At 54.4% G+C, this 22,367-nt stretch carries 13 protein-coding genes; 7 read left to right on the top strand and 6 right to left on the bottom strand.

All coding sequences use genetic code 11. The annotated features are described in order from the left end of the window. Positions 1-94: 94 nt before the first annotated feature. Positions 95-517, bottom strand: coding sequence for a hypothetical protein (locus Mag101_RS14585; RefSeq protein ID WP_157520422.1), 423 nt, complete (start codon positions 515-517; stop codon positions 95-97). A 221-nt stretch (positions 518-738) separates the two neighbouring features. Between Mag101_RS14585 and Mag101_RS14580 the strand changes: the two genes are divergently transcribed. Beyond that, the gene (locus tag Mag101_RS14580) at positions 739-2,235 is read left to right on the top strand and encodes a right-handed parallel beta-helix repeat-containing protein (RefSeq protein ID WP_077406596.1); all 1,497 of its coding nucleotides are present in this window, start codon (positions 739-741) and stop codon (positions 2,233-2,235) included. A gap of 19 nt (positions 2,236-2,254) precedes the next feature. On the opposite strand, the gene Mag101_RS14575 is transcribed toward Mag101_RS14580, so the two are convergent. Together Mag101_RS14575 and Mag101_RS14570 are read right to left on the bottom strand one after the other, a co-directional pair. Next, positions 2,255-3,817 (bottom strand): hypothetical protein, encoded by a 1,563-nt coding sequence (locus tag Mag101_RS14575; protein WP_157520419.1) that lies wholly within the window; start codon positions 3,815-3,817, stop codon positions 2,255-2,257. A 10-nt stretch (positions 3,818-3,827) separates the two neighbouring features. After that, positions 3,828-5,315, bottom strand: coding sequence for an oligosaccharide flippase family protein (locus Mag101_RS14570; RefSeq protein WP_198039999.1), 1,488 nt, complete (start codon positions 5,313-5,315; stop codon positions 3,828-3,830). Between the two features lie 330 nt (positions 5,316-5,645). Between Mag101_RS14570 and Mag101_RS14565 the strand changes: the two genes are divergently transcribed. From Mag101_RS14565 to Mag101_RS14545, 5 genes are all read left to right on the top strand, one after another. Beyond that, the gene (locus Mag101_RS14565) at positions 5,646-6,923 is read left to right on the top strand and encodes a polysaccharide pyruvyl transferase family protein (protein ID WP_077406587.1); all 1,278 of its coding nucleotides are present in this window, start codon (positions 5,646-5,648) and stop codon (positions 6,921-6,923) included. Between the two features lie 196 nt (positions 6,924-7,119). Further along, a complete protein-coding gene (locus Mag101_RS14560; RefSeq protein ID WP_077406584.1) occupies positions 7,120-8,373 on the top strand; it encodes a Coenzyme F420 hydrogenase/dehydrogenase, beta subunit C-terminal domain in 1,254 nt (417 codons plus the stop codon). A gap of 94 nt (positions 8,374-8,467) precedes the next feature. Next, positions 8,468-9,817 (top strand): hypothetical protein, encoded by a 1,350-nt coding sequence (locus Mag101_RS14555; protein ID WP_077406581.1) that lies wholly within the window; start codon positions 8,468-8,470, stop codon positions 9,815-9,817. A 30-nt stretch (positions 9,818-9,847) separates the two neighbouring features. Further along, a complete protein-coding gene (locus tag Mag101_RS14550) occupies positions 9,848-10,798 on the top strand; it encodes a glycosyltransferase family 2 protein (RefSeq protein ID WP_198039998.1) in 951 nt (316 codons plus the stop codon). Further along, a complete protein-coding gene (locus tag Mag101_RS14545) occupies positions 10,791-11,645 on the top strand; it encodes a glycosyltransferase (RefSeq protein ID WP_077406576.1) in 855 nt (284 codons plus the stop codon). Before Mag101_RS14550 ends, Mag101_RS14545 begins: the two co-directional genes overlap by 8 nt. 137 nt (positions 11,646-11,782) lie before the next feature. On the opposite strand, the gene Mag101_RS14540 is transcribed toward Mag101_RS14545, so the two are convergent. Genes Mag101_RS14540 through Mag101_RS14530 form a run of 3 tightly spaced genes read right to left on the bottom strand, consistent with a single transcriptional unit; the run spans position 11,783 to position 19,855 of the window. After that, positions 11,783-13,081: a GNAT family N-acetyltransferase gene (locus tag Mag101_RS14540; RefSeq protein WP_077406573.1), complete on the bottom strand. Its 1,299-nt coding sequence runs from the start codon at positions 13,079-13,081 to the stop codon at positions 11,783-11,785. Positions 13,082-13,124: 43 nt separating this feature from the next. Then, positions 13,125-19,049, bottom strand: a complete 5,925-nt coding sequence (locus tag Mag101_RS14535; RefSeq protein WP_198039997.1) for a non-ribosomal peptide synthetase — start codon at positions 19,047-19,049, stop codon at positions 13,125-13,127. Then, the gene (locus tag Mag101_RS14530; RefSeq protein WP_077406567.1) at positions 19,046-19,855 is read right to left on the bottom strand and encodes a CheR family methyltransferase; all 810 of its coding nucleotides are present in this window, start codon (positions 19,853-19,855) and stop codon (positions 19,046-19,048) included. The genes Mag101_RS14535 and Mag101_RS14530 overlap by 4 nt, the downstream gene beginning before the upstream one ends. A gap of 327 nt (positions 19,856-20,182) precedes the next feature. Here Mag101_RS14530 and Mag101_RS14525 point away from each other — a divergent pair, with 327 nt between their 5' ends. Continuing rightward, positions 20,183-22,360 (top strand): penicillin acylase family protein, encoded by a 2,178-nt coding sequence (locus Mag101_RS14525; protein ID WP_077406564.1) that lies wholly within the window; start codon positions 20,183-20,185, stop codon positions 22,358-22,360. Positions 22,361-22,367: the final 7 nt, after the last annotated feature.

Below are 22,367 nucleotides of genomic sequence, written 5' to 3'. Positions count from 1 at the left end.
AATCGGTTTGGTCGAGTATTAAACCAATTGAACATCTTTTGAACATAATATTGGACGAGTATCCGAAGCTCGCAAGGTTGTCTGCAAAGTATTGTCACCAATGATTGCGTGTGCGTGGAACCTGCCAACTTTTCTGCTTACACCAACGACGCAGGCGTCTCCTTACTTCCCTCGCTAGCCACCAACCAATAGGGATTCCAGCGATACCGGCAAAGAAATCGGCAGTGGAAGCAGCGCGACGTGATAACAGCGCGCCCTGTGCCATCTCAATGAAAATCGCTGCGATGAACAGTGCAGCGATGATCCAGTGGCGCAAGGGTGGGCGGAATGCAAATACGGTGACATAGGCCACACCCGCACACGCGGCGAAGTGCAGAACCAGATCGAAGTTACGAAAGAGTTGGGGAATCGGGTTTGGCCGCAAGCCGGCATATAAGCAGATGAGTAGCATCAGAAAGAGCAGTAGCCGCCACTTTCCCTGATGACGTTCAGAAGTATCCTGGAGGTTAAGTTTCACGTTAGAGATTTACCGCTCAGAGCAAGAGAAGAAGTTGGGCACCGGTAGTAATGAGTATATGTGCCATCAAGTGAAAAGTGTGGGTCGCAACATACTTCCAGCCGCCACTTTATTAGTCGTTTACCGATGTCAATCGAATTCATATTCCTGAGATGGGTAACAGGACTATCCTGATTACGCTGTGCATAGATACCACGACATATGCGTAAGAGGTACTGAGAGTGAAAATTCGGGTGATCAATCTCTGGATGTTCTTGTTTCTGACATTCAGCGTGCATCTTTGGGCGGACTATCACGTCGACGGAAAAAACGGCGACGATAGCAACCGTGGCACGGCGGATTCTCCCTGGGCAACACTGGAAAAAGCGCGCCGGACGCTCAATGGTCCGGCGAAAATAATTGTTCACGATGGTGACTACAGCGCATTTGTCGAGAACGAGGCCAGGAACTCTGACGGATTTCTTGAGTATGTGGCTGCGCCAGGAGCACGTCCGCGACTAGAAGGAATCGAAATCCACTACCCCGAACCGGCGGATAGCTTTATCTCTTTTGATGGCTTTGACATCTTTAGTACGCGTCGTCTGCGACTGGTGCAGGTCATTAATGCCCGCCACTTGGTTATTCGCAACAGCGTATTGCACTCGGACCGTTGGTCACGCGGACCCGATGACGGGGTCTATGCGATCAACCTGCGGCGTACTGAAAAGGTACTAATTGAGAGAAATAAATTTTATGAGGTATTTCGCGGTGTGTTGATTCGCAGATCAAATGACGTCACGGTTCGAGGAAACTTTATTACTGTCACTGGATCTTCAGGGATCATTTACATGAGCCGGAGCCGCAACGGGCTCATTGAAAATAACCACATAACCGGCAGGGACTACATACGCTACCCCGAGGACCCTCTGGCATACCATAAGCCCCACCAAAGTATTATCGCGATTAGCGCCAACGATCTGGTAGTGCGCGGCAACCTGCTGCACGGTATCGGGAATTCTTCCGGCATGATGATGTACCAAAATGATATCCCCGCAGATGTGACGGCCTACCGCAATATTCTGATAGAGAGTAATGCGCTGTACGATACCTCGAATAACAGCGCGCTACGGATCTACAATCTCGGCGAGAACGTCGTGCTGCGCAATAATTTCTTTTTCTCGAAAAAACGGCCCGGGAAATGTAACGGTGTGACAAATGACGGTCATTATCGCTACAACGTTGCGCTAAACGTTCACTCCATTGCCGAGGGATTCGACGGGTCCGGACTTAAGCTGTACAACAATATCTTTCTGGGGGCAGCCATGATCCCGCCGGCTGCAGAGGAGCGAAGCAATTTCTTCTGGTCCCTGAAGCGTGGTAAAAAGTGGCAGATCCAGCCTGTAGATACTGCGTCACGCCTGGTTGTTGGGCGCGACCGCGGCTGCGGGGAGCATCCGATGCTGATGGAAAATGGCGAGTTTTTCCGTGTGCGAGATGATTTGACCTTCCCAGAAAAGTCGATACTTGATTTGACGCTGTTTGGTGGAGAAGAAAATTGGCAAAAGGTGGCGGGAGATCAACTGCCGGAATACTTTCTTGCGCCGTTACAGGACAGCGGGTTTCTTGGTGCGCCCGTGGCGCGAAGCCGGGTTCTGCGGCCGGTACCGGGTCCTGTGCAATTTACCGCATCAGCAGAAGCGGAAACTTCGGAAACGCAGCCTGTTACAGCCAGTCCATGACTCCCCGCCAGGAGGCAGGCTAAACCTGAGCCCTCTGGCTGGATCGCGTCTTGCGCGCATGTAACGCAGAGCGAATACGTTTGATCTGATCCTTGAATTCCACCGGCAACATTCGGCGTATTTCTTCCGAAAGAAAAAGCAATTTGGCAAGCCCTGTGGCGCGGTTGAATGGTGTATCCAGCAATTCAGGCCAGAGGTGCCTGTAAACGGCGGGGATCAAGTCTCCCTGGGCGCGCACTTTTTCAGAGACGGACAAAATCGCCCGGTAGTAGCGTGCGCTATTGAATGGGCTGATTGACGGGAAGGGTATATCGTGACCAAACATGCTGGGACCGGCCCAGCAACCCAGTCGCAGTTCGATATAGGCGAGGTCGAGGAGATTCCCGGCACTGATAACCGCTGGGAACTCAGCTATCCATGCTTCTGCCAGTCTGGTGGTGACGTCGTTTTCGGGGAATTCAAACCGGCGCAGTAGTCCCTGAGTCGTGAGTGTGGCCAGGTTTTCGTCTCCTGGATACCAATAGGGACTTTTCAATGCTTCGCCGCAGGTGCCGGTCATTTCGTGGCAATGATTATTGTGCATACGCGCTGTAGTACACAACTGGGTGACCGCGTCCTCTACGCAGTGGCCGGTACGTTGGCGCCATGCATGAACTTCTTCGTCTGTGGGCTGCTGAAACTGCACGGTACTGTAATTGAGACCAAACTTCCTAGCGATTCTCCCCGCGATATGGTTATCCAGACGTGTGCCGACATCATCAGCGCTCACCGTCTGGAAGCGCATTTGGTCACAAAGATCTCTGGATGCCGCCAGTATCATTCTGGAGTCGACACCGCCGGTTAAATGCGCCACGTTATGTCCTGCATGCACCAGTGCCGCGATGTTTTGTTTTACCCAACCGGCGATCATGCCCGTAACATTATCGATATCTGAGCCGTCGATAGGTGCTGCGCTTGAATAGGGTGTGCTCGGATGGATTGAATCCACTGAATCTTTAACATTGATGTTTCGATCACTAGCGCTGACAGGGTAGGGATATATCCGCTCGACACGCCAATCACGCAGCGTAAGCCGATGGTTGGGGAGCAATCGCGCTACCCCGTGATAGGGGGTAACGCCAAAAGGCAGCCATTTCTTTGGTGCTCCCGCTGTTAGCGCGTCGAAGGTTATCTGGTCAAACTCCAGTTCCTGGATCATTTGTAACGCTGCGGGCGTAGCCGCGGCCGCATCAAGTTCGGCGCTGTATACCAGTGACATCATGCCGCCAGCGTCCGTGATTGCTGCTAGTTGCTGGTGGAGCGCGTATAGGTACACAAAGCGCCCACAAAACGCGTCATACTCCACGGCGACGCCGTCAGTCTGATTGGTGGACTGGATAACGTCTCCGTCCTGCAGCAGTTTTCCCTGCCAGATCACCCAACCAATGATTCTTCCGACCAGGTTGCCATCGAGGTCCTCAACCGTGATCAGCGGCACTTCTTTGGCGAGGGATAGGCACCACCCCAGATATTCTATGCTGCGCCAACCGGAGAGCGCCGAGACTGGTTGCTTCGCGATCAGGTATTGCTTGGGTAGGTGCATGGTGTTTGTTTCAGGTGTCATTGTTGATAAGTGATTGTTCTGGGGTCTTTGTGTCACGCGTCCGTTGCCAGAGATGACGGCACTCTTTGCGCAAGTGGGGATCTGTCAGCGCAAGAAGGCTGGCGAGCAGCAGGGCGATAGCGCCGCCATAGAATAACTGGAGAATAAGGTCTGAAAATTCGCCGGCTGTTGTCTGCGCGGGCGCTAGTCCAATCGTGACAGTTGCAATTGCAACACCGCATGCGGAAAGCAGGAGCAGTCGCCGTACGAACATGACTTTTCCGTGTTTGATCGGCGCCAGGTATACCGAGATACCGAGCGCAACGGCCTCCCCGGCAATACCACAGGCAGCTACCGCCTGCACGGAGTGCCCTGTGACAGCGAGGTAGATGGCAACAGGCAGCGCTAGACTCCGAAAAATATTCGCGATCATCGCATTCTCAGTACGCCCCTGACTGTTGGCGATGATGGATGGGGCGATACGCAGTACCCGCAATGCCTGCATGATACTCAGTATGACAATGACGCTCGCTGCCTGAATATATTGATCCCCAAAACTCAACTGAATCAATGCAGAGCCCGCCAGAGCAAATCCCAGTACCATCAATAAACCGAAGGCGGCGCATGCGGTGAGGCTCATCGTGCAACAGGGGATGAATATTTCACTATTGTCGCGATTGCGCGAAAGTATCGGCATCAGAATGGAAGCGCTGAGCTTTGCAAAAATGATTGTCGGTAGCATGCAAAGGGAAAATGCAACGCTGTACCAACCCAGCGTGTGCATATCGAATTGCGAGCCAATGATGACTCGGTCACCTTGAAAGATGCCAAACATCAGAAAGCCATTAATCAGTAATGGCCAACCGAAACGAAGCTTGCGCCGCGCCAGCGGCCAATTGAACGTCCAGCGATATGGGCGGCGCGCAAGCAGATGAGAAGCGACCACACTGAGCACCGCCTGCAGCAGGATCACGGTGAGCATTACGCGGTAGTCATCGAATATGAGGGTCGCCAGCAGGGCGACCAACAGGGTGAGCAGCTCGGGCAGGGTGTCGAATAGCGCTGTGGGAAAAAAGTCCAGCTTGCGCTGTCGCACAACGAAATCGAAATGCATCAATCCGTGTAACGCGGGGATCAGGGCCACCAGTTGAAAAGCGTGAATCAGGTGGGGCAGGCCAAATAAATTTGCCACCGGGCCTGCGATCGCGATCAGGACCAAAGCAATTAGTATGCCTTTGGCAAACTGAATCAAGTGTGCTGAACCCAGCATGGCGTCGCTATCGCCTTCGTCGTCCTGTACCAGTACGCGATCCAGTGCCAAATTACTGGTCATTTCTACCAGGGAAATGGTCAGTGCAAACGTTGTCGCAATACCAAAATTCTCACTATCTATATGGCGGGCAACAATAATGTTGCGCAGCATTGAGCTGATTGCGACGAGCCCCTGGCTCGCACTGAGTATGGATGCGCCTTTGAGAATACTTGAACGAACGGACAAACCTGACTCCTGCGTACAGGGTATATAGAGGCAGTGTGGCTTTCATGAACCAGCCAACGACGCATCGGCGAGCAAGCTCTCGATGCACCCGCCAAGACCCTCGCTAGTTTAGGTCGGATGGGGAGGTCGGCGAGCGAACAAACGCCAACTATCCGGCGAAATATATTTCACTAATTTTGAATTGCATGTCGATGCATCTCTCGAAACATATTTTATTCCTGCATGAACTAATCTTCTGCGAGTGCAAATAATTATTGCCAATGCCAAATTCGGATATATATAACAATCCGCATCTGGTGTTGGGAAAGTACTCCTAAAGGCTAACCCTAAATGACAAGTATTTCGCTTCTGGGCGCTGCGCCGGATACCGGAAATCTCGGTGTCAATGCGCTCTCCAACTCTGTCGTACATGCCATTCAAGAACGGATCCCTGACGCAGATTTATGCGTTTTTGATAATGGAAAAGGAATTCGTCGTAGAAACCTTCGTATCGGCGATAGTGAGTGGTCCTTGCGCGGCTGTGGGCTGATTAATAGCCGGCGTGTCTACAAGCGGGAAAGCCTGGCCCATATGCGTCTCAGTCAGATGTTTCCCGGGTTAATGAATCCCGGGATACAGACCATTCTGCAGTCCCGCGTTGTACTTGATATCAGCGGCGGTGACAGTTTTACCGATCTGTATGGCAGTCGCCGATTTGAATTGATTAGTCGCCCGAAAGAGATCGCACTTGCTGCACGCAAGCCGCTGATTCTACTGCCGCAAACTTACGGTCCGTTCCGCTCTAAGCGAGCGCATGTTCGCGCGGCGGAGATTGTCAGGCGGAGTCGTGCAACCTGGGCGCGAGACGCCCGCAGCTTCGAAATAATGGTGGATTTGCTGGGGACGGAGTTCGACAGTGAGCGACATAAGTGCGGTGTCGATGTGGCTTTCCTGTTGCCGTCAGTACGTCCACCCAGACTGGAAGACTCTGTTACCGATTGGCTGGAGCAGGGCACCGATGGTGCCAACCCCGACGTCATCGGCCTGAACATCAGTGGGCTTATATACAACGGCGGCGATTCCGCCGCACGCCAATATGGAATTTCTGCAAACTATGCGCTGGCGGTGCAGCGTCTTGTAGAGCGGCTGTTAACGGAGTCCGACGTCAATATCCTGCTGGTACCGCACGTGAATGTACCGCAGGCAGAGGTTGAGTCCGATCTGAGAGCCTGTCGACAACTGCTTGATAGGCTTGGGCCGCAAGCCTCAGATCGAGTGCGAGTGCTCACCGGGCAATACAGCGAGATGGAAATCAAATGGGTTATCGCACGGTTGCAGTGGTTTTGCGGTACCCGCATGCATTCAACCATCGCCTCCCTCTCTTCCGGTGTGCCTAGTGCGGCCATTGCTTATAGCGACAAGACCCTGGGTGTCTTTGCAAGCTGTGGACAGCAGGAGCAGGTGTTTGATCCTCGCACTATACATACGCAGGAATTAATTGATTCTGTATTCGAATCGTGTGCACGGCGTGCACAGTTAGCCCCCTTGCTGCAAGAAAAGCTTCCGCGAGTGCTGTCGATTGCACGTGCGCAGATGGACACCATTGCGGAGTGCTGCGTGAACCTGTGAGGCGATGTCGCGGGATGGATGGTGGGTAAGTACACGCGAGTAATATGCGCCGTTTTTGTAGGCGGGCACAGTGCTCTATCTGGGGTGGGCTAATATTTTCATGGTTTATTTCCTCAAGAGGAAGTTTGCAGCGTCGATTCAGGCTTAGTTTTCTGGCTGATGCAGTTACGAAGAAGTCTTTCGGATATAGAAGTTCATGCAGAAAATCAACACGATTGAAGATGTACGGGATTATCAGTTGTGCACCGGTTGTGGTGTATGCGCGGAGCTCGAGAGTAGCCGCTATTCCATGGCGGATATCCCCGGCGAGGGAATTCGTCCCTATGTGAAAAACGCTGACGTTGAGAGTAGTGGTAAAGCATTCTCGGCCTGTCCGGGAGCGCAGCTCAAGCACGACGCTCGTGGTAAAGATCCACAACTTCATGAAAGTCTTAGGGCTGGCTGGGGGCCTGTGTACGATGTGTTGGAGGGCTATGCGTCGGACGAAGAAGTTCGGCGGGGCTCTTCCAGTGGTGGCGCCATCACTGCCATCGCCTTGTTTTGCCTCGAGCAGCAAAACATGCGTGGCGCGCTTCACACTGCTGCGGATCCGGAGCAACCTTACCGAAACCGTACGGTGTTTAGCCGGGATCGCGCATCACTTCTTACTGCGGGTGGTTCGCGGTACGCACCGTCTAGCCCTTGCTCGGAATTGCGACAGATCACTGAAGCCGATGGTCCTTGTGTATTTATTGGCAAACCCTGTGATGTGGCAGCGGTACATGCAGCGCAGAAAGTCTCTCCTGCGCTGAAGGAAAAGCTCGGTGTCAGTATTGCTTTATTCTGCGCCGGTGTGCCGTCGACCAATGCGTCTTTGAAACTCGCAGCGATGCAGGGTGCGAAATCACCAGAGTCGATTCGCTCGCTGCGTTACCGCGGCAACGGCTGGCCCGGGGTCTGGTCACTGGAGTTTGTGGATAATAAAGACGAACTCCAGCGGCGCGAAATGAGTTATGCCGAGTCCTGGGACTATTTACAGCGCCACCGGCAATGGCGCTGTTACATATGCCCAGACCATACCGGTGAATTTGCCGATATTGCGGTGGGTGACCCCTGGTATCGCGAGATAGCCCCGGGAGAACCCGGCAGTTCTCTGATTGTTGTTCGCAGTCAGCGCGGAAAGGAAATCGTTGAGGCTGCGATTGCCGCGGGCTACCTGAAAATTACCGCGCGCGATGCATCGTTACTGCCACGCTCGCAGCCAAACCTACTTGCTGCGCGTGGAAACTTATGGGCGCGCTTACATACTCTGCGCCTGTTTGGCGCAGCCGTTCCTAACTATGTGGGGTTTGCATTTTTCCCATTCTGGTTAGCTGAGCTCAGGCTGATGGATAAGGTGCGTTCCTTCGTTGGGACGGCAAGACGAATTTACCGAAAACGGCTTCGTGAGCCAGTTGTCGAATCGCGCTAGCGTGTCGAAATCTCAAGGCGCGAAATCTGGGGTACGGCAACTGGAGAGTTTTTCTGGAAAGTGTTTCTGGAAGGTATTCCTGGAGTGATCGTGGATGACTGAACGTGTAATGCCGGAGCATTTTGGCGGCGCCCTGTGGGCGGACCAGACGATGGTGCACCCCATAGGGCTTGCCGCGTTGCTTGCCGCTCTGCTCGCGCTGTTCGTGCTACCGCGACGCTTTCAATTGATCCCTCTGTTGCTGATCGCTGTTGCACTGCCTGGTGCCCAGCGGATCGTTGTGCTCTCTCTCGATTTCACCTTCGTTCGTATCATGATCATGGCCACGCTATCTGTGGCAATATTGAATGGGCAGTTGCGCACGATACGCTGGGGGCTGCCGGACTCTTTGATTCTGGCGGCCACGATGTGGAATATGCTCGCATCGGGGATTCTAGTTGGTAGCATTGATGGCGTGATTACCAGTGCCGGTGGTGCCTTTGATACCTTCGGGGCCTACCTGGTTGGCCGGGCTTACTTGCACTCATTCGCCGATATGCGGCGATTACTGCTGTGTTTTGCGTTGTTGTCCCTGCCGATGCTCGCATTCTTTGTTTTGGAGCAGCTCAGTGGTCGCAATGTATTTTCCGTATTTGGCGGTGTACCGGCAGAGACGCTAGCGCGCTATGGCCGGTTGCGGGCTCAAGGTCCGTTTATGCACCCGATTATGGCGGGTATTTGCTGGGCAACGATTCTTCCATGCCTTGTTGCTCTGTGGCAGGGAAAAGTCGGTACCCGCTTGCTCATAGCGGCTGGTATAGCCAGCATGCCGCTGATCGTAATGGCCACCGCGTCCAGTACTCCCGTGGTGGCTCTTATGTGTGGTTTCGCCGGACTCGCCTGCTACGCATTTCGCCATTATATGCGCGCGATGGCACTGGGCATGGTAGCCGTGCTTACTGTGCTGCATTTTTCCATGGATACCCCCGTTTGGCATTTGCTGTCACGGATTGACATTACTGGTGGCTCGACCGGCTGGCATCGCTACAACCTGATTCAGCAGTCCATTAACCATGTCGGCGAGTGGTGGGCGTTCGGCACCACCGCGACCGCGCATTGGGGTTGGGGCATGCAAGACATAACGAACCAGTATGTGCTCGAAGGCGTCGATGGCGGGGTCGTTCAGTTGCTACTGTTTTCCTTCTTCCTGCTAGCCCTGTTTGTCCGCCTGGGACGCGCACAACGATTTACCCGCTCTCACGCCCAGAGCCGTCTGCTGTGGGGCATGGCGGTGGCTCTGTTTGTTCATTGTGTCAGTTTTCTCGCCGTATCGTATTTTGGACAGATGGTCTGCCTGTTCTATCTTTTCTGCGGTGCGGTTGTTGCGGTTACGGAACTCCGGCGGCGACTGCCTGCCGCAACGAGGCCTACGCAAAAAGCGTTAACCCCGGCAACGTCAAATTAAGTTTTATTCCAATAAATTCTGGAGATGAGTGTGTCTGATTCGACTCGGCTCAATATCGTTATCGTCTGTTACAACTGTGGTGCAGATATTGTCAGGTTACTTGCGGATATTGATGATGGTGATTTGCCATTGGAATCCATCAAGCTTTTTGTCGTCGACAATGCTTCGATGGATGATTCCCTGGCAGTTTTAAGACCTCTTTCTCCGAAAATTCACCTGATCGAATCGGAAGAGAACATAGGCTTTGCGGCGGGCTGCAATCTCGGTGCCGCAGCAATCGATAATTCGGCGCCGATCCTGTTTCTAAATCCCGATGTGCGCTTGCAGCACGACAGCTTGAGTAATTTATTGGCATTCTCAGTCGCCACCCCCGGCGCTGGCATCTGGGGTGGGGTGACCTGTGACGCGCAGGGGGAGTACGACGGAAAGTCTGCCTGGCGAGAACCTTCCTTAATCGATTTATTGAGCTGGAGCCTGGGTGGGGATTTCCTGTTGCGCAGAACGCTCGGGCGTACGAGTGGTGGTTACTCCCCGCGTACTTTGCGTAAAGGTATTGGGGTGGATGCGGTATCTGGCTGCTTTCTATTGATCGATCAGGCACTTTTCCGACTGCTGAATGGGTTTGATGAAGGCTTTTTCCTGTATTCCGAGGAAATAGACTTGTGCCGTCGGGCGCGTACTCTTGGTGCGCAACCGCGGGTCACCGGTAATGCAGTGGTATTACATGCCGGTAGCCAGACGCTCTCTGGTATCAACAAGCTCAACCACCTGTATCGCTCGAAATTACAGTACTTCGCCAAACACGGATCCCCAGTGACCGTTGCCGTTGCGCGGGGACTGGTCGCACTGGGCTCCGCGATACGCTTTGCGGCCTTCTCGACTTTGGTTTACTTGGGTAAAGGGAGTAAAGAGCAGCAGTCTGTGTGGAGGCAGTTTCTGGACGACCAGTGGCAATGGTACAAGGCGCACAGAGATGCTTGACCCACACAAACCCGCGATCATTATTCCCGCGTATAACGAAGAACACTCGATCGCGATCTTGTTGGAGGCCGTAAATCCTGGTGTCCTGCTGGGTCACTATTCCGTGGTGGTGGCCTGTAATGGCTGCATGGATGCCACCGCGGAGATTGTACGCAGTCAGTTCCCTCAGGTGCATTGTCTGGAAATTCAGCGTGCGGGCAAAACGCATGCGATTAATGAGGCGGAACAGCTGGATCTGGGGTATCCACGTATTTATGTTGATGCGGATGTCAGCATTGACGACATATCACTGTTGCACCTTCTGGATCAGTGCCGGGAAACTAGTGAGGATGCCAATCCCACCGTGGTTGCGCCCGAAGGCGTAATGGATATGGCGCACAGTAGCTATCTGGTTCGTTGTTACTATGCCGCCTGGCAAAAAACGCGCTTCTGCAGCGAGTTTGGTTATGGTGCAGGGGTCTATGGGCTGAACCGGGCCGCGCGTGAGCGCTTTACTCTGTTCCCGGATATTATTTCTGATGACGGCTATGTGCGTGCGGTGTTCGGTTATGAAAACATTGTGGTGAGTCGGAAGAGCCAGAGTCGCGTGGTTGCACCAAAAGGTATCCTGGACCTGCTGAAGATCAAGACCCGCAGCAAACTTGGCAAGTTACAGCTATTGCAGTTGGCCGAATGCCATACCCCAAAGACAGGCAGTAACGCGGTGTTTACACAGCGTCCCAGTATGTTGGAGTTGCTGGTGTATTACGGAGTTAACGGTCTTAGTTATCTGAATGCATGGCGCTACCGGCATACCAATGCGCAGTATCGCTGGCAGCGGGATGAGTCTAGCCGCGAGCTTGCCTAGTTACTTAGCTAATTGGTTACTTAGTTAATTGGTTGCTTAGTTAATTAGTTACCTAGCTATTTAGCTGCTTCGTTGCTTCATGGCGACCTGATGGCCCAGAAGCATATTCTTCGCGGCCATTTTCGTATAAGCCAGATCTATACTGGCTTGTTAGTGCGATGCTCGAGACGGCGTCGCCATTGGCGTTTCGTCCAGGTCATCAGCCCGCTTTTTACCAACAATGTGCGCGTCCACTGCTTGCCCACCCGGGTGGCCCCATCCGCTAGTCGCGTAACCTGTGCAGCGATAGAGTTCCCATAGAAGTGCAGGGTTACTTCTTGATCATTTTTGTTGCCGTACAGCGCCTTGTAGCTCGCATCACCAAAGCCAAAATCAAACCAGCGCACGCCCTCGGCTTGCAGCTTTTCCAGAATGCGGCGTAACAGATAACCACCGGGCGCAATTTCGCGATGCTCGGGCAGAAAAGAGGCAGCCATATAGCAGAAACAGCCGTTGCACAAACCGCCCACAGCGTACGCAATGTTCTTTCCATCCGCTTGTAGTAAAAACCCTCTTAACTGGCCGTTCTCTGCGAGAATACGCAAAATGCTTTGCCAGTGCGGATTATCGCGGACACCGACGCCCAGCCCTCCCTGATAGCTCTGGTCGCCTATTTTTGAGGCCGCGGTAATCAAAGACTTTATCTGGTCAGGTTCGGTGATTTCATCGATTTGGATCTTGTTCTCGAAGTGGCGCTCAAGCTTGCGATCTTTGCGCCGGAAGGAACCGCGGGTTTTCGAGGAGTTGGTGATCACTGGTTCCCCTTCGCTATCGGTCAGCTCAGTGTACCAATGCTCCGTATGTACCGGGTTGCCTTCGCCTTTTTTTCGCAGACCCTGTGACAAGGCTTCGCCAAGTGCACTGTCGCAGGCAAGATGGTGGACTGCGACACAATTGATTTCCTTGCTGGCAAGTAGATCGCGAAGGTACTGCAACTGTTGCTGTGCAACCTCGGGGCTGTCGGCAACAAACCCGCCGTGTACGATCTCAAGAGTCTTTAGTTGCGGCATTGGCACCGAGATTGGTCCCAATGAACACTTGGCTCTGGTCATCGCGATACGGGCGATCAAAATTCCCCGAGGAGCACTGGCGGACTCCCAAAGAATGACTCGCGGACTGCGGCAACTACTATTGGAGGTAAGAAATGGCAGGTAAAAGCTGGAATGCGCGTGGAGTGAAGCGGGCACATCGCTGCGCGACTGGGAAAATGACTCCCAGTGCTCAAGCAGTAGGCGCGCCTCATCATTGGTACGTGCGACCTGTGGTGCGAAGCCATCATCAATAGACTCCCTCAACGTATCTGCAGTAGCAGAAACGAAGTTCGCTTGTTCAAGCTCGGCACTCGCTTCTGGCTGCAAAGTCGTTTCAACTTCAGTGGGCATTATCAGGTCCTTCATGATTTAGTTCTGGTATCTCAATTAACGGGTTGCATACTCCCGTTCACCTGATGCGTTCTCCCTCCAAAGGCTTCAGAAATTCCCGGCGGCTGTGGTGGAGTTGTTTTCCGGACATGGTCCACCACTGTAGTTTCAATAGTTTGGCAATGGTGTCCTGTGAAAATCGATAGCGGACAACCCGTGCCGGGTAGCCGGCTACGATTGCGTAAGGCGGTACATCCTCGATAACCACTGCGCCTGCGGCGATCACCGCACCATCCCCAATTTTTTGCGTCGGGTAGAGTATTTTCGCTCCGTCACCGATCCATACATCGTTGCCTACTTCAATGTTGGTTCGATCTAGTTCGTAACCTGTACTGAAACCCAGACGGGAATGATAAAAAATGCCGTGTGTCGACAGTGTATTGCGGGGGTGGTCTGCGGTCTGGAATTGGACCGTCGGATAGATCGTTGAGTATTTACCAACGCGGGTTTGGCGCTTTAACTTGGAGGGTTCAAATCTGACACTGGTGAAATCGCCCACCTGGATATCGTAGTACTTGCGATAGAGGTCCCGCATGGTCAGGCTGAATGTGGAGCCGCCCTCCAGTTTAAGAATCAGTTTCTGTATGACAGTGCGCACCAGATGCCGCTGTATCGCAAACATTGGGGCCAGCAGTTTGCTCGCAAATTTTGAACGCTGCATCTTCATGCCATGAGGGAATGTCGGGAGGTCACTGGCCTGTCGGTTATCACGTAACCTTTCCAGAATACTGCTGACCTGTAGTTCTGTTTTCTCGTCGATGGTTGCAGTGGCAAGTACCTGTGCTTCGGTTTTGCCGTTGCGGAACTGGGAAATAGCCTGCGACAGTACACTGACACTGGGAAAATCGAAAAGCAGTGTCGGTGGCAGTTCCAGCACAAATAGCTTGTTCAGTTGCGCAATCACGTTGAGTGCCGATAGCGAGTGGCCACCAAGGTCGAAGAAGCTGCTCTCCACATTCGTTACCGAAATTTTGAGCTGGCTTTCGAACACATCCTGGATAGTTTTACTGATGTCTTCTGGCGTTGCGGCCGTTGTCGAATTTTCGTTGACGGCTTTGTTTTTCTGCTCTATTGCAGTGCTGGATGTGTCACGGACTTCTGTGGGGTGCGTGGTTGCACTTGTATTCGGTGGTGCAAACGCCTTGCGGTCCACTTTGCCATTGGGGGTAAGCGGAAAGGACTCTACCGGGATATAGAGGGTTGGTACCATATACTCCGGGAGTGTGAAACGCAGCTGCCGACGCAGGACCTCGCTATCGGGTATGTCGGCGATTGCTTGCCCGGAATTTTCTAGCTGCTGGCCGAGGAGGTAGGCAGCCAGGTATTTTCCACCGGATTCGTCATCATGTGGGATGACCACACACTGCCGCACCGACGGAATCTCGGCAATGCGCGCTTCGATTTCGCCGACTTCGACCCGAAAACCGCGGATCTTAACCTGGTGGTCCATGCGCCCGAGATATTCGATACGGCCGTCGCGATGGCGTACTGCCAAGTCTCCAGTTCGGTATAGCCGCTCATCGTTGAGGGCCTGACAAGAGAAAAACCTTTCACGGTTAAGCTCTTCGCGATTGTAATAGCCGATCGCAACACCTTCACCGCCGATACACAGTTCACCCGGTACACCCACTGGCAGTGGCTGGGCTGCGGAATCCAGCACGTAGAGCGTGGTATTCGCAATGGGCATGCCGATAAATGCCGAATCTTCTGGGGTCGCCACGGCACTGACCGAAGACCAGATTGTGGTTTCGGTGGGGCCATAGAGATTCCAGACCTCCTGACCGCGATCTAGCAGGCGTGTCGCCAGGTCTTTGCCCATGGCCTCGCCGCCACACAGAACGCGCACTGACGGATCACCTTGCCAGCCGTGGTCAAGGAGCATACGCCAAGTAGAGGGGGTCGCCTGCATCACACTGACGCTCTCGCGGCGCAACGTTGCCTGTATTGCCTTGGGATCGCGTGATTGCTTCCAATCCTGAATGACCAGCCGGCCTCCGCTCAGAAGAGGGAGGAACAGTTCCAGTAACGCGATATCGAAGCAGACGGTAGTGAGCGCGAGCAGGGTATCGTCCGCGGAGAAGCCCGGTTTTTCCTGCATGGAGCAGAGAAAATTTACCAGGCTGCGTTGGGAAATCTGCACGCCTTTCGGGCGGCCGGTAGAGCCCGAAGTGTAAATAACATAGGCCGGCGCATTTGGCTGAGGTTGCTGCGTTTCTTCTGAGGAAAACGCCTGCGTGGAAGGGGGGAGCTCACAAGCGGTTCTTTCACTACTTTCGAAGCGCGCGCTTGCGTCCAGCAGGATCGTTTCGCCGGTGAACGTGGGTAGCTGGTCGCGGCTGGCGCTATCGGTAATCAGCAACTTGGTGCCGCTGTCGTCCAAGATATGGCCGAGCCGTTCCGCCGGAAACATCGGGTCCAGTGGGACAAAGGCGCCGCCCGCCTTCCACACCGCCAGTAGCGCCACCATTAGGTTCGTCGAACGCTGCATACATATGGCGACCAAAGCTCCGGGCTTAACCCCGCGCACGCGCAGTTCCTGTGCAAACCCGTCGGCGCGCAGGTTGAGCTGTTGGTAGCTTAGCTGGGTATCCGTCCCAATTACCGCGGTCTTTGTTGCATGGATTTGCACCTGCTGATCGAACAGCTGTGGCACCGTGGCTTCCACGGGAAGCGCGGTCTGGGTCTGGTTCCAATGCTGGCATACCAGACTGCGCTCTTCAGCCGCCAGTAATGGCAGTTCTGTGAGTGGCTTGTCGGGCATAGATACGATACTGCTCAATAGCTGTTCCAGATTGAGCGTAAGGTTTTTTGCTGTCTCCCGGTCGAACAGTGCCGAGCGGTACTCCAGTGTCCCGGACAGGGTCGATTCCCCTTCCAATATTGAGAGCGTGAGATCAAATTTTGCTCCGCCAGCATGGGTGGTTAGTGGCGTTGTACGAAGCCCGGGCAGTTTCCATTGTCCGGCGCGTTCTTTGCGGTGGATGAACAGGTGGCGGAAAAAGGGCGGTTCTCCGGAGCCGCGCGGAGGATTCAGTTCGGCTACCAGGTCTTCAAACGGGACCTGATCGTTGCTGAAGGCATCAATGGTGGTTGTGCGTACTTGCTGCAACAAATCCCGGAAATTTTTGGCCTGGGAAAAATCCGTGCGCATCACCAGAGTATTGATAAACAGACCAATCATGGATTCGGTCTGTGTATGCGGGCGGCGACCACTGGGCGTGCCGATAACGATATCGCTCTGTTGCGTATAACGATGCAGCAAAAATTGCCACGCTGCGAGTAGCAGCATAAAGCTGGTCGCGGATTCCTGACGGGCCAGCTGATGTAGCTCTGCGGTCAAGGTTGCGGGTAACTTGAAGGTCACCATACCACCGTTGAAATCCGGTGCTTCTGGGCGCGCGCGGTCTGCGGGAACATCCAGGGGTGTGGGCAGTGCTGCAAGTTGGTTGCGCCAGTAGTTTAATTGCTCGCGATAGGCTGGCGAGGCTTCACGCTTTTGCTCCCAGTAGGCAAAGTCTGAAAACTGCAGTGGCTGCGATGGCAGTGAAATTGCTCTTCCAGCATCCAGTGCGTCGTACAATTTTCCCAGTTCCGCAAAGAATATTCCGCTGGACCAGATGTTGTCGTAAATGATGTGGTGGAAACTCAGGGCCAGAATCGCCGTTTCGTCATCAATACGGATCAGGTGGGCGCGAAATAGCGGGCCCTGTTTCAGCGAGTCGGGTTCCCGCAGTATTTTCTGGCAGTAGGCGAGGGCGCGAGTGGCGCGCCCTTTTTGCGGTTCCCGACGCAGGTCTATTGTGTTGAGACTGAACGAGGTGTACGGCAGCACCTGTTGATAGGGTCCATCCGCGTCTTCCGGGAATACCGTTCTCAACACATCGTGGCGTTCAAGCAGGGTCGCAATTGCCTGCTCCAGGGCTGTGATATTCAGCGCCCCACGCAGCAGTACCGAGTTAGAGATTTTGTAGGCTCGGTTATTCCCCCACAGCTTTTCTGCCAGCCACATCCGCTTCTGTGCCGAACTAAGTGGAATCCGCGTGTCGGCGGGCGCACGGGCAATCCCTTTTTCTACGACTCGTTCTCCAGTATTGGTGTTGGTTTTGGCTTTGGCTTTGGCTTTAAAGGTTTCGATGCGGGCGGCGAGTGCGCGAAGGTCTTTTTCTTCGAAGATACTGCGCATATTCAAGTTCACATCAAACTGTTCGTTGATGCGCGCCAGTAATTGGGTGGCGTTCAGCGAGTGGCCACCGAGTGCAAAGAAGTTGTCGGTGATACTGACGGTGTCTTTGCCGAGTAGCTCCTGACAGTACTCGACCAAGCGGGCCTCGGTTTGTCCCTGAGCGGGCATGTAGGGTGTACCGGATAGCGTTTTACTTTCCGCTACTGACGGCAGTGCATTGCGATCGACTTTATTGTTGGGGGTTTTGGGCAATTGCTCGAGTTGCACGTATAGCGTCGGGATCATGTAGTAATTGAGCGTCCCGCTCATATGGTCGCGCAGCTGCTGGACGCTTGGTGCTGCGCTTTCTGCGGGCACCAGATAAGCGACCAGTTGCGTTTCCCGCGCATGTTCGCGCGCAACGATTACCGCCTCGGCGATGTCCGGGTGGGCCAGAAGTCGCGCTTCGACTTCGCTGACTTCCACGCGAAACCCGCGAATTTTCACCTGAAAATCCCTGCGGCCACGGTGGTGCAGCAGGCCATCGGCATCCATCTGGCCGAGGTCGCCGGTGCGATAAATTGTGATTCTGGGGTCTTGGCGGTCGCGGCTAAATGCCTTGGCGCTCGCCTCCAGGTTTTTCCAGTAACCAAGTGCCAGGTAGCGACTGCGCGCGGTAATTTCACCGACTTCTCCCGGCGCGACTTCTGCACCGTTTTCATCGAGCAGCAATATGTCCACACCCTCTACCGGGTAGCCAATGGGCACCACGTCGCCATCGAGCTCGGTGTCTGGACCTATGTGGAAGTAGCGTATGGTACCGGTCTCGGTGGAACCCAGCCCGGTATAGAACTCGATGTTCGGAGCAAAGACTTTTCTCGCCAACTCGATGTCGCTGGTCAGGACTCTCTCGCCGCCGAAGGTCACAAGCCGAATAGAGAATTCATCGTTTTCTTTCGGGCGGTATTGGGCGGAAAACTCCCGGAACAGTGAGGCCACCGAGTGATAAATCGTGATGCGCCGTGACTTCAACCAATCTGCCAACTTTTCCACACCTTCCCGGTGGAAATCGTAGGGGAACAGGCCCGCACCATTGAGCAGGGCGCCGAAAATACAGTAAACAGAAGCGATGACGCTGCAGGAGTACAATAGCGTCATGCGGTCTTCGGGTACTACATTTTGCAGGTTGCTGCGCCGCATGCAGCCGTGCAGCAAATTGCGATTGTTCTGCACCACGCCTTTCGGGGTGCCGGTAGAACCTGACGTGTAGATAATGTACGCCAGTGTGTCCGGTGAAACAGATATATCGAGGTTGTTGCTGTCGTTATGTTCGGAGACGCTGTCGAGATTGATTACCGCGGTGTCGTCGCCCGCCAGTTCCCGGGCTGCTTTCAGGCTTGCCCCATTGCCGATGATCAGGGCTGCCTGGGATTCCTGATAGATGTATCGGTTGCGTGCCTGAGGAAACGCTGGGTCGATGGGGACATAGGTGTGACCGCACTTTAATATCGCCAGAATGGCCGCAATTTGCGGAATTCCTTTTTCCAGATACAGAGCTACCCGCGCCGGTTTCTCGGCGGGGACCCGGGCGATAATCTGGTGTGCGAAGCGGTTTGCCAGCTGATTGAGGGCGCTGTAGGTAACCGACCCGCTGGCGTCGGTGATGGCTAGGCGATCTCCATAACGCTCAACCAGTTTCTCAAAGCGCTGGGCAACAGATTGCTCGGTATCTGCAAGGGTAAATTCGGTGGCGTTCTGTGCGGTTGCTTCGACAGTGGTCATACGGTGGCCTTTCGATAAATAGTGCAGTGTTCGCGAATCCATTCGCGAGAGCGGCGGCTGAATGGTTTTCTGCCCCAGTAGGCGCCAGCCCAACCGTCACCGCGGTCGCGCCGGGCATCGTTGTGAATTTCTTCGATCAGGTAGTCTTCCGGTTGCAGCTGAAATTTCTTGGTGAGCTGCACGCGCATGTCCATATCCATGCCATTGACAAAAAGCGCACCACCCGGCGCCAGCAGCTTCTCCAGATGGACAAATGCCTGACGTGCATTGGCGGCCGGCAGGTGGAAAAGAACATTTTGGGCAAACACCAAATCCGCATGCCCCAATCCCGCGATAAAGTTTTTGTCCAGCATGTCGCCGACATGGAACTGGATGCTGTCCAGTATTTCTGGTTTAACCCGGTAGTTGTCGCCCTCTATATCGAAGGTTCTGCTGACAAAATCTTCGGTGACAAATGGACCCTGGTAGACCTCTTCGCGCGAGTACATCGGGTTTTGTGCGCGCTCGATTACCTCAGGGACTATGTCGAACGCTTCGATATGAAAATCGAGATCCGGAAAGTGACGGCGCAGGGTGGTGGCCAGAGAGATTGGCTCGGCACCACTACAGCAACCGAAAATAAGGATGCGTAATTGTGCGGCCGGATCGCTGATTATCTGCGGCAACACGCGCTCCACCATAGCGCGATACTGGTGCGGGAACCGGTGGAACTGGGTGTACACACGATTGGTGCGCGGCGTGGTTTTCACGACATACCAGTGTTTTAAATGCCGCAGTAAATTTTTGATGGGCGATGGGTTTTCCATGTAGGAGAACGTCCTTTGTCGGCTTGTTCAGGGCGATAAGTTTCCGCGCCGGCAATTACTGTTATTCGGCGGGAAGGATCGTCAGAGCTTCGTTGCTTTTTGGTTTTCGGAGGTCGTTGGTATGGTGTGGAAGAAACACCTTTGTCCGTGCTTCCCGCTCCGGTTTACCGCGAAAATTATAGATATTGGTTGCGGTATCACCGGCGCAGTCGATGAATGACCGGACAATTAATTATTGGTGAAGTTGACCAGCCAGACAGGTTCGCTGCTTTACCTGTCGCGCATTGGGCATGAAACTGACGAATTATTTGCAATAAGAAAATAACAATGCGTTTGCTCACATCTCTATTGGCCACCTCCGGCTGCCTTGCGGTCGCTTGGTATGCTGCTGAACAGAACTTGCCAGCCCCTGTCGACGCCACCTTGCGTGCCCAAATGGAAACTGCCGCGAGCCACTACAGCGCGGAGATCCTGCGCGACGAATGGGGTATTCCGCATGTTTTTGGTGTCACCGATGCGGATGCGTCCTTCGGACTCGCATACGCCCATGCCGAGGATGATTTCGCCACCATTCAGGATGTGGTCCTGGCGACACGCGGTCGCCTGGCAACACACAAGGGCTGGTCCGCGATCAAGACGGACTACCTGGTGCAGTGGATGGGGGTATGGGATGCGGTGAATAGCGGCTACCAGCAGCGCCTGACACCAGAAGGGCGGGCCATGGCCGAAGCCTACGCGGCGGGAATTAATCTGTATGCGGTGCAGCATCCAGATGCTGTTGCGCGCGCGCTGTTACCGGTCACGGGGAAAGACCTTGTTGCCGGCTTTACCTTCAAGACCCCAATGTTCTATGGCTTCGACAAGGCGCTCGGCGAGCTGCTGAATAGTGAGCAGCCCCTTGAGCTTGCGGTGGCCGGTGACGACGCGCTGAGCTGGCAGCCGCGCAGTAACCTGCCTATTGGTAGCCAGGGTATCGCCGTGGCCCCCCATCGCTCGTCGGATGGTGCGACCCGATTGCTGGTGAACTCGCACCAGCCACTGACCGGGCCGGTGGCCTGGTATGAAGCGAGTATTCACTCCGATGAGGGGCTGGATATGGCGGGGAGTACCTTCCCCGGCTCGCCGGTGATTATTCACGGCCACAACCGCGATGTTGCCTGGGCCAATACGGTGAATAAGCCAGACCTTGTGGATATCTACCGGTTGCGCATTAACCCGGAAAACGCCAACGAGTATCGGTTGGATGGCGAATGGGTAGAGTTTGAGCGCGAGACAGCTTCGATGACGGTGAAGTTCTTCGGGCCATTGCACTGGACCTTTGACAAGGACGTGCTGCGCTCAAAACACGGACCGGTGATGGAAACCGAGCACGGTGTTTATGCACTGCGCTGGGCGGGCATGCAGGAATCGCGCACGCTGGATTTTATGCTGGCACTTAACAAGGCACGAAACCTGGATGACTTCGAAGCCGCGTTGCGCCTGCAGGCAATGCCCAGCATCAACTATGTGTACGCCGATCGCGCCGGCAATATCGCCCATTACTACAACGCGCAGTTCCCGCAGCGGATCGAAGGTTGGGATTGGTCCAAGGTGTTGCCGGGCGACCGCTCCGAATTGATCTGGCAGGGGTACCGTCCATTCGTGCAAATGCCGAAAACCGTTAACCCCGTTTCCGGATTGGTATACAACGCGAACAATCCACCGTTCCAGGCGACCGATGGCGACGACGACCCGCACGTCGGGCTGTTCCCCGCATCAATGGGTATCGAGTCGGTATACACCAACCGCGCGTTGCAGATCGAAGCCCTGTATGGCGACAGCGTGCAAATCTCTCCCGAGCAATTTGAAACCTTCAAGTACGATGCCGATTACCACCCGGACTCCTATCAGTTAACCGGATTGAATGCGTGGTTAAGTGACGCCCACGAACGTTTCGTTGATACGGACTATGCCGCTGCGCTGGAGGATTTGCGCAGCTGGTCGGGGAGCTTTGCGCAGACCGATAATTTGGCCGCGCTGGCGGCGTTGACCCTTGCCCCTTTCCAGGCTGCGAACTCTGCGCAGGTTGCCGACACGCTAGTGGACGAGGCCTTCCGTACCGCGGTGGATGATCTGGTTGACGCGCACGGGCAGCATCGGGTGCCATTCGGCGAGGTCAACCGACATGTGCGCGGAGATCTTAGCCTGCCATTGAGCGGCGCCGCGGATACGTTGCGTGCGGTTTATGGGGGTGAGTTAAACGACGAGGGCTTCTGGGAGAATCGCGCCGGCGACAGCTACGTGATGTTTATCAGCTGGCCCGAGGGCGGTGAGGTGCAATCGCGCGCGGTGCATAACTTTGGCAGCGCCACGCTGGACACTACCTCACCGCACTACGCGGACCAGGCGACTCTGTTTGCCAATGAGCAATTGCGTGCCGTGTATTTTGATCGTGCACAGATTGAGCGACAGGCGGTGCGTCGCTATCGCCCGCAGCAGTACTCGGACTCTGCTGCAGGCGAATAAGCCAAGT

Source organism: Microbulbifer agarilyticus (genome assembly GCF_001999945.1).
GTDB classification, from domain to species: domain Bacteria; phylum Pseudomonadota; class Gammaproteobacteria; order Pseudomonadales; family Cellvibrionaceae; genus Microbulbifer; species Microbulbifer agarilyticus_A.
Note: the sequence above shows the minus strand (reverse complement) of the source record. Positions and strands in the feature narration are given on the sequence as shown.

Excerpts from the sequence above, each read along its gene's own strand:
- Mag101_RS14575 (WP_157520419.1), bottom strand. The coding sequence starts at position 3,817 with ATGCACCTACCCAAGCAATACCTGATCGCGAAGCAACCAGTCTCGGCG.
- Mag101_RS14565 (WP_077406587.1), top strand. The coding sequence starts at position 5,646 with ATGACAAGTATTTCGCTTCTGGGCGCTGCGCCGGATACCGGAAATCTC.
- Mag101_RS14560 (WP_077406584.1), top strand. The coding sequence starts at position 7,120 with ATGCAGAAAATCAACACGATTGAAGATGTACGGGATTATCAGTTGTGC.
- Mag101_RS14555 (WP_077406581.1), top strand. The coding sequence starts at position 8,468 with ATGACTGAACGTGTAATGCCGGAGCATTTTGGCGGCGCCCTGTGGGCG.
- Mag101_RS14545 (WP_077406576.1), top strand. The coding sequence starts at position 10,791 with ATGCTTGACCCACACAAACCCGCGATCATTATTCCCGCGTATAACGAA.
- Mag101_RS14540 (WP_077406573.1), bottom strand. The coding sequence starts at position 13,081 with ATGAAGGACCTGATAATGCCCACTGAAGTTGAAACGACTTTGCAGCCA.
- Mag101_RS14535 (WP_198039997.1), bottom strand. The coding sequence starts at position 19,049 with ATGACCACTGTCGAAGCAACCGCACAGAACGCCACCGAATTTACCCTT.
- Mag101_RS14530 (WP_077406567.1), bottom strand. The coding sequence starts at position 19,855 with ATGGAAAACCCATCGCCCATCAAAAATTTACTGCGGCATTTAAAACAC.
- Mag101_RS14525 (WP_077406564.1), top strand. The coding sequence starts at position 20,183 with ATGCGTTTGCTCACATCTCTATTGGCCACCTCCGGCTGCCTTGCGGTC.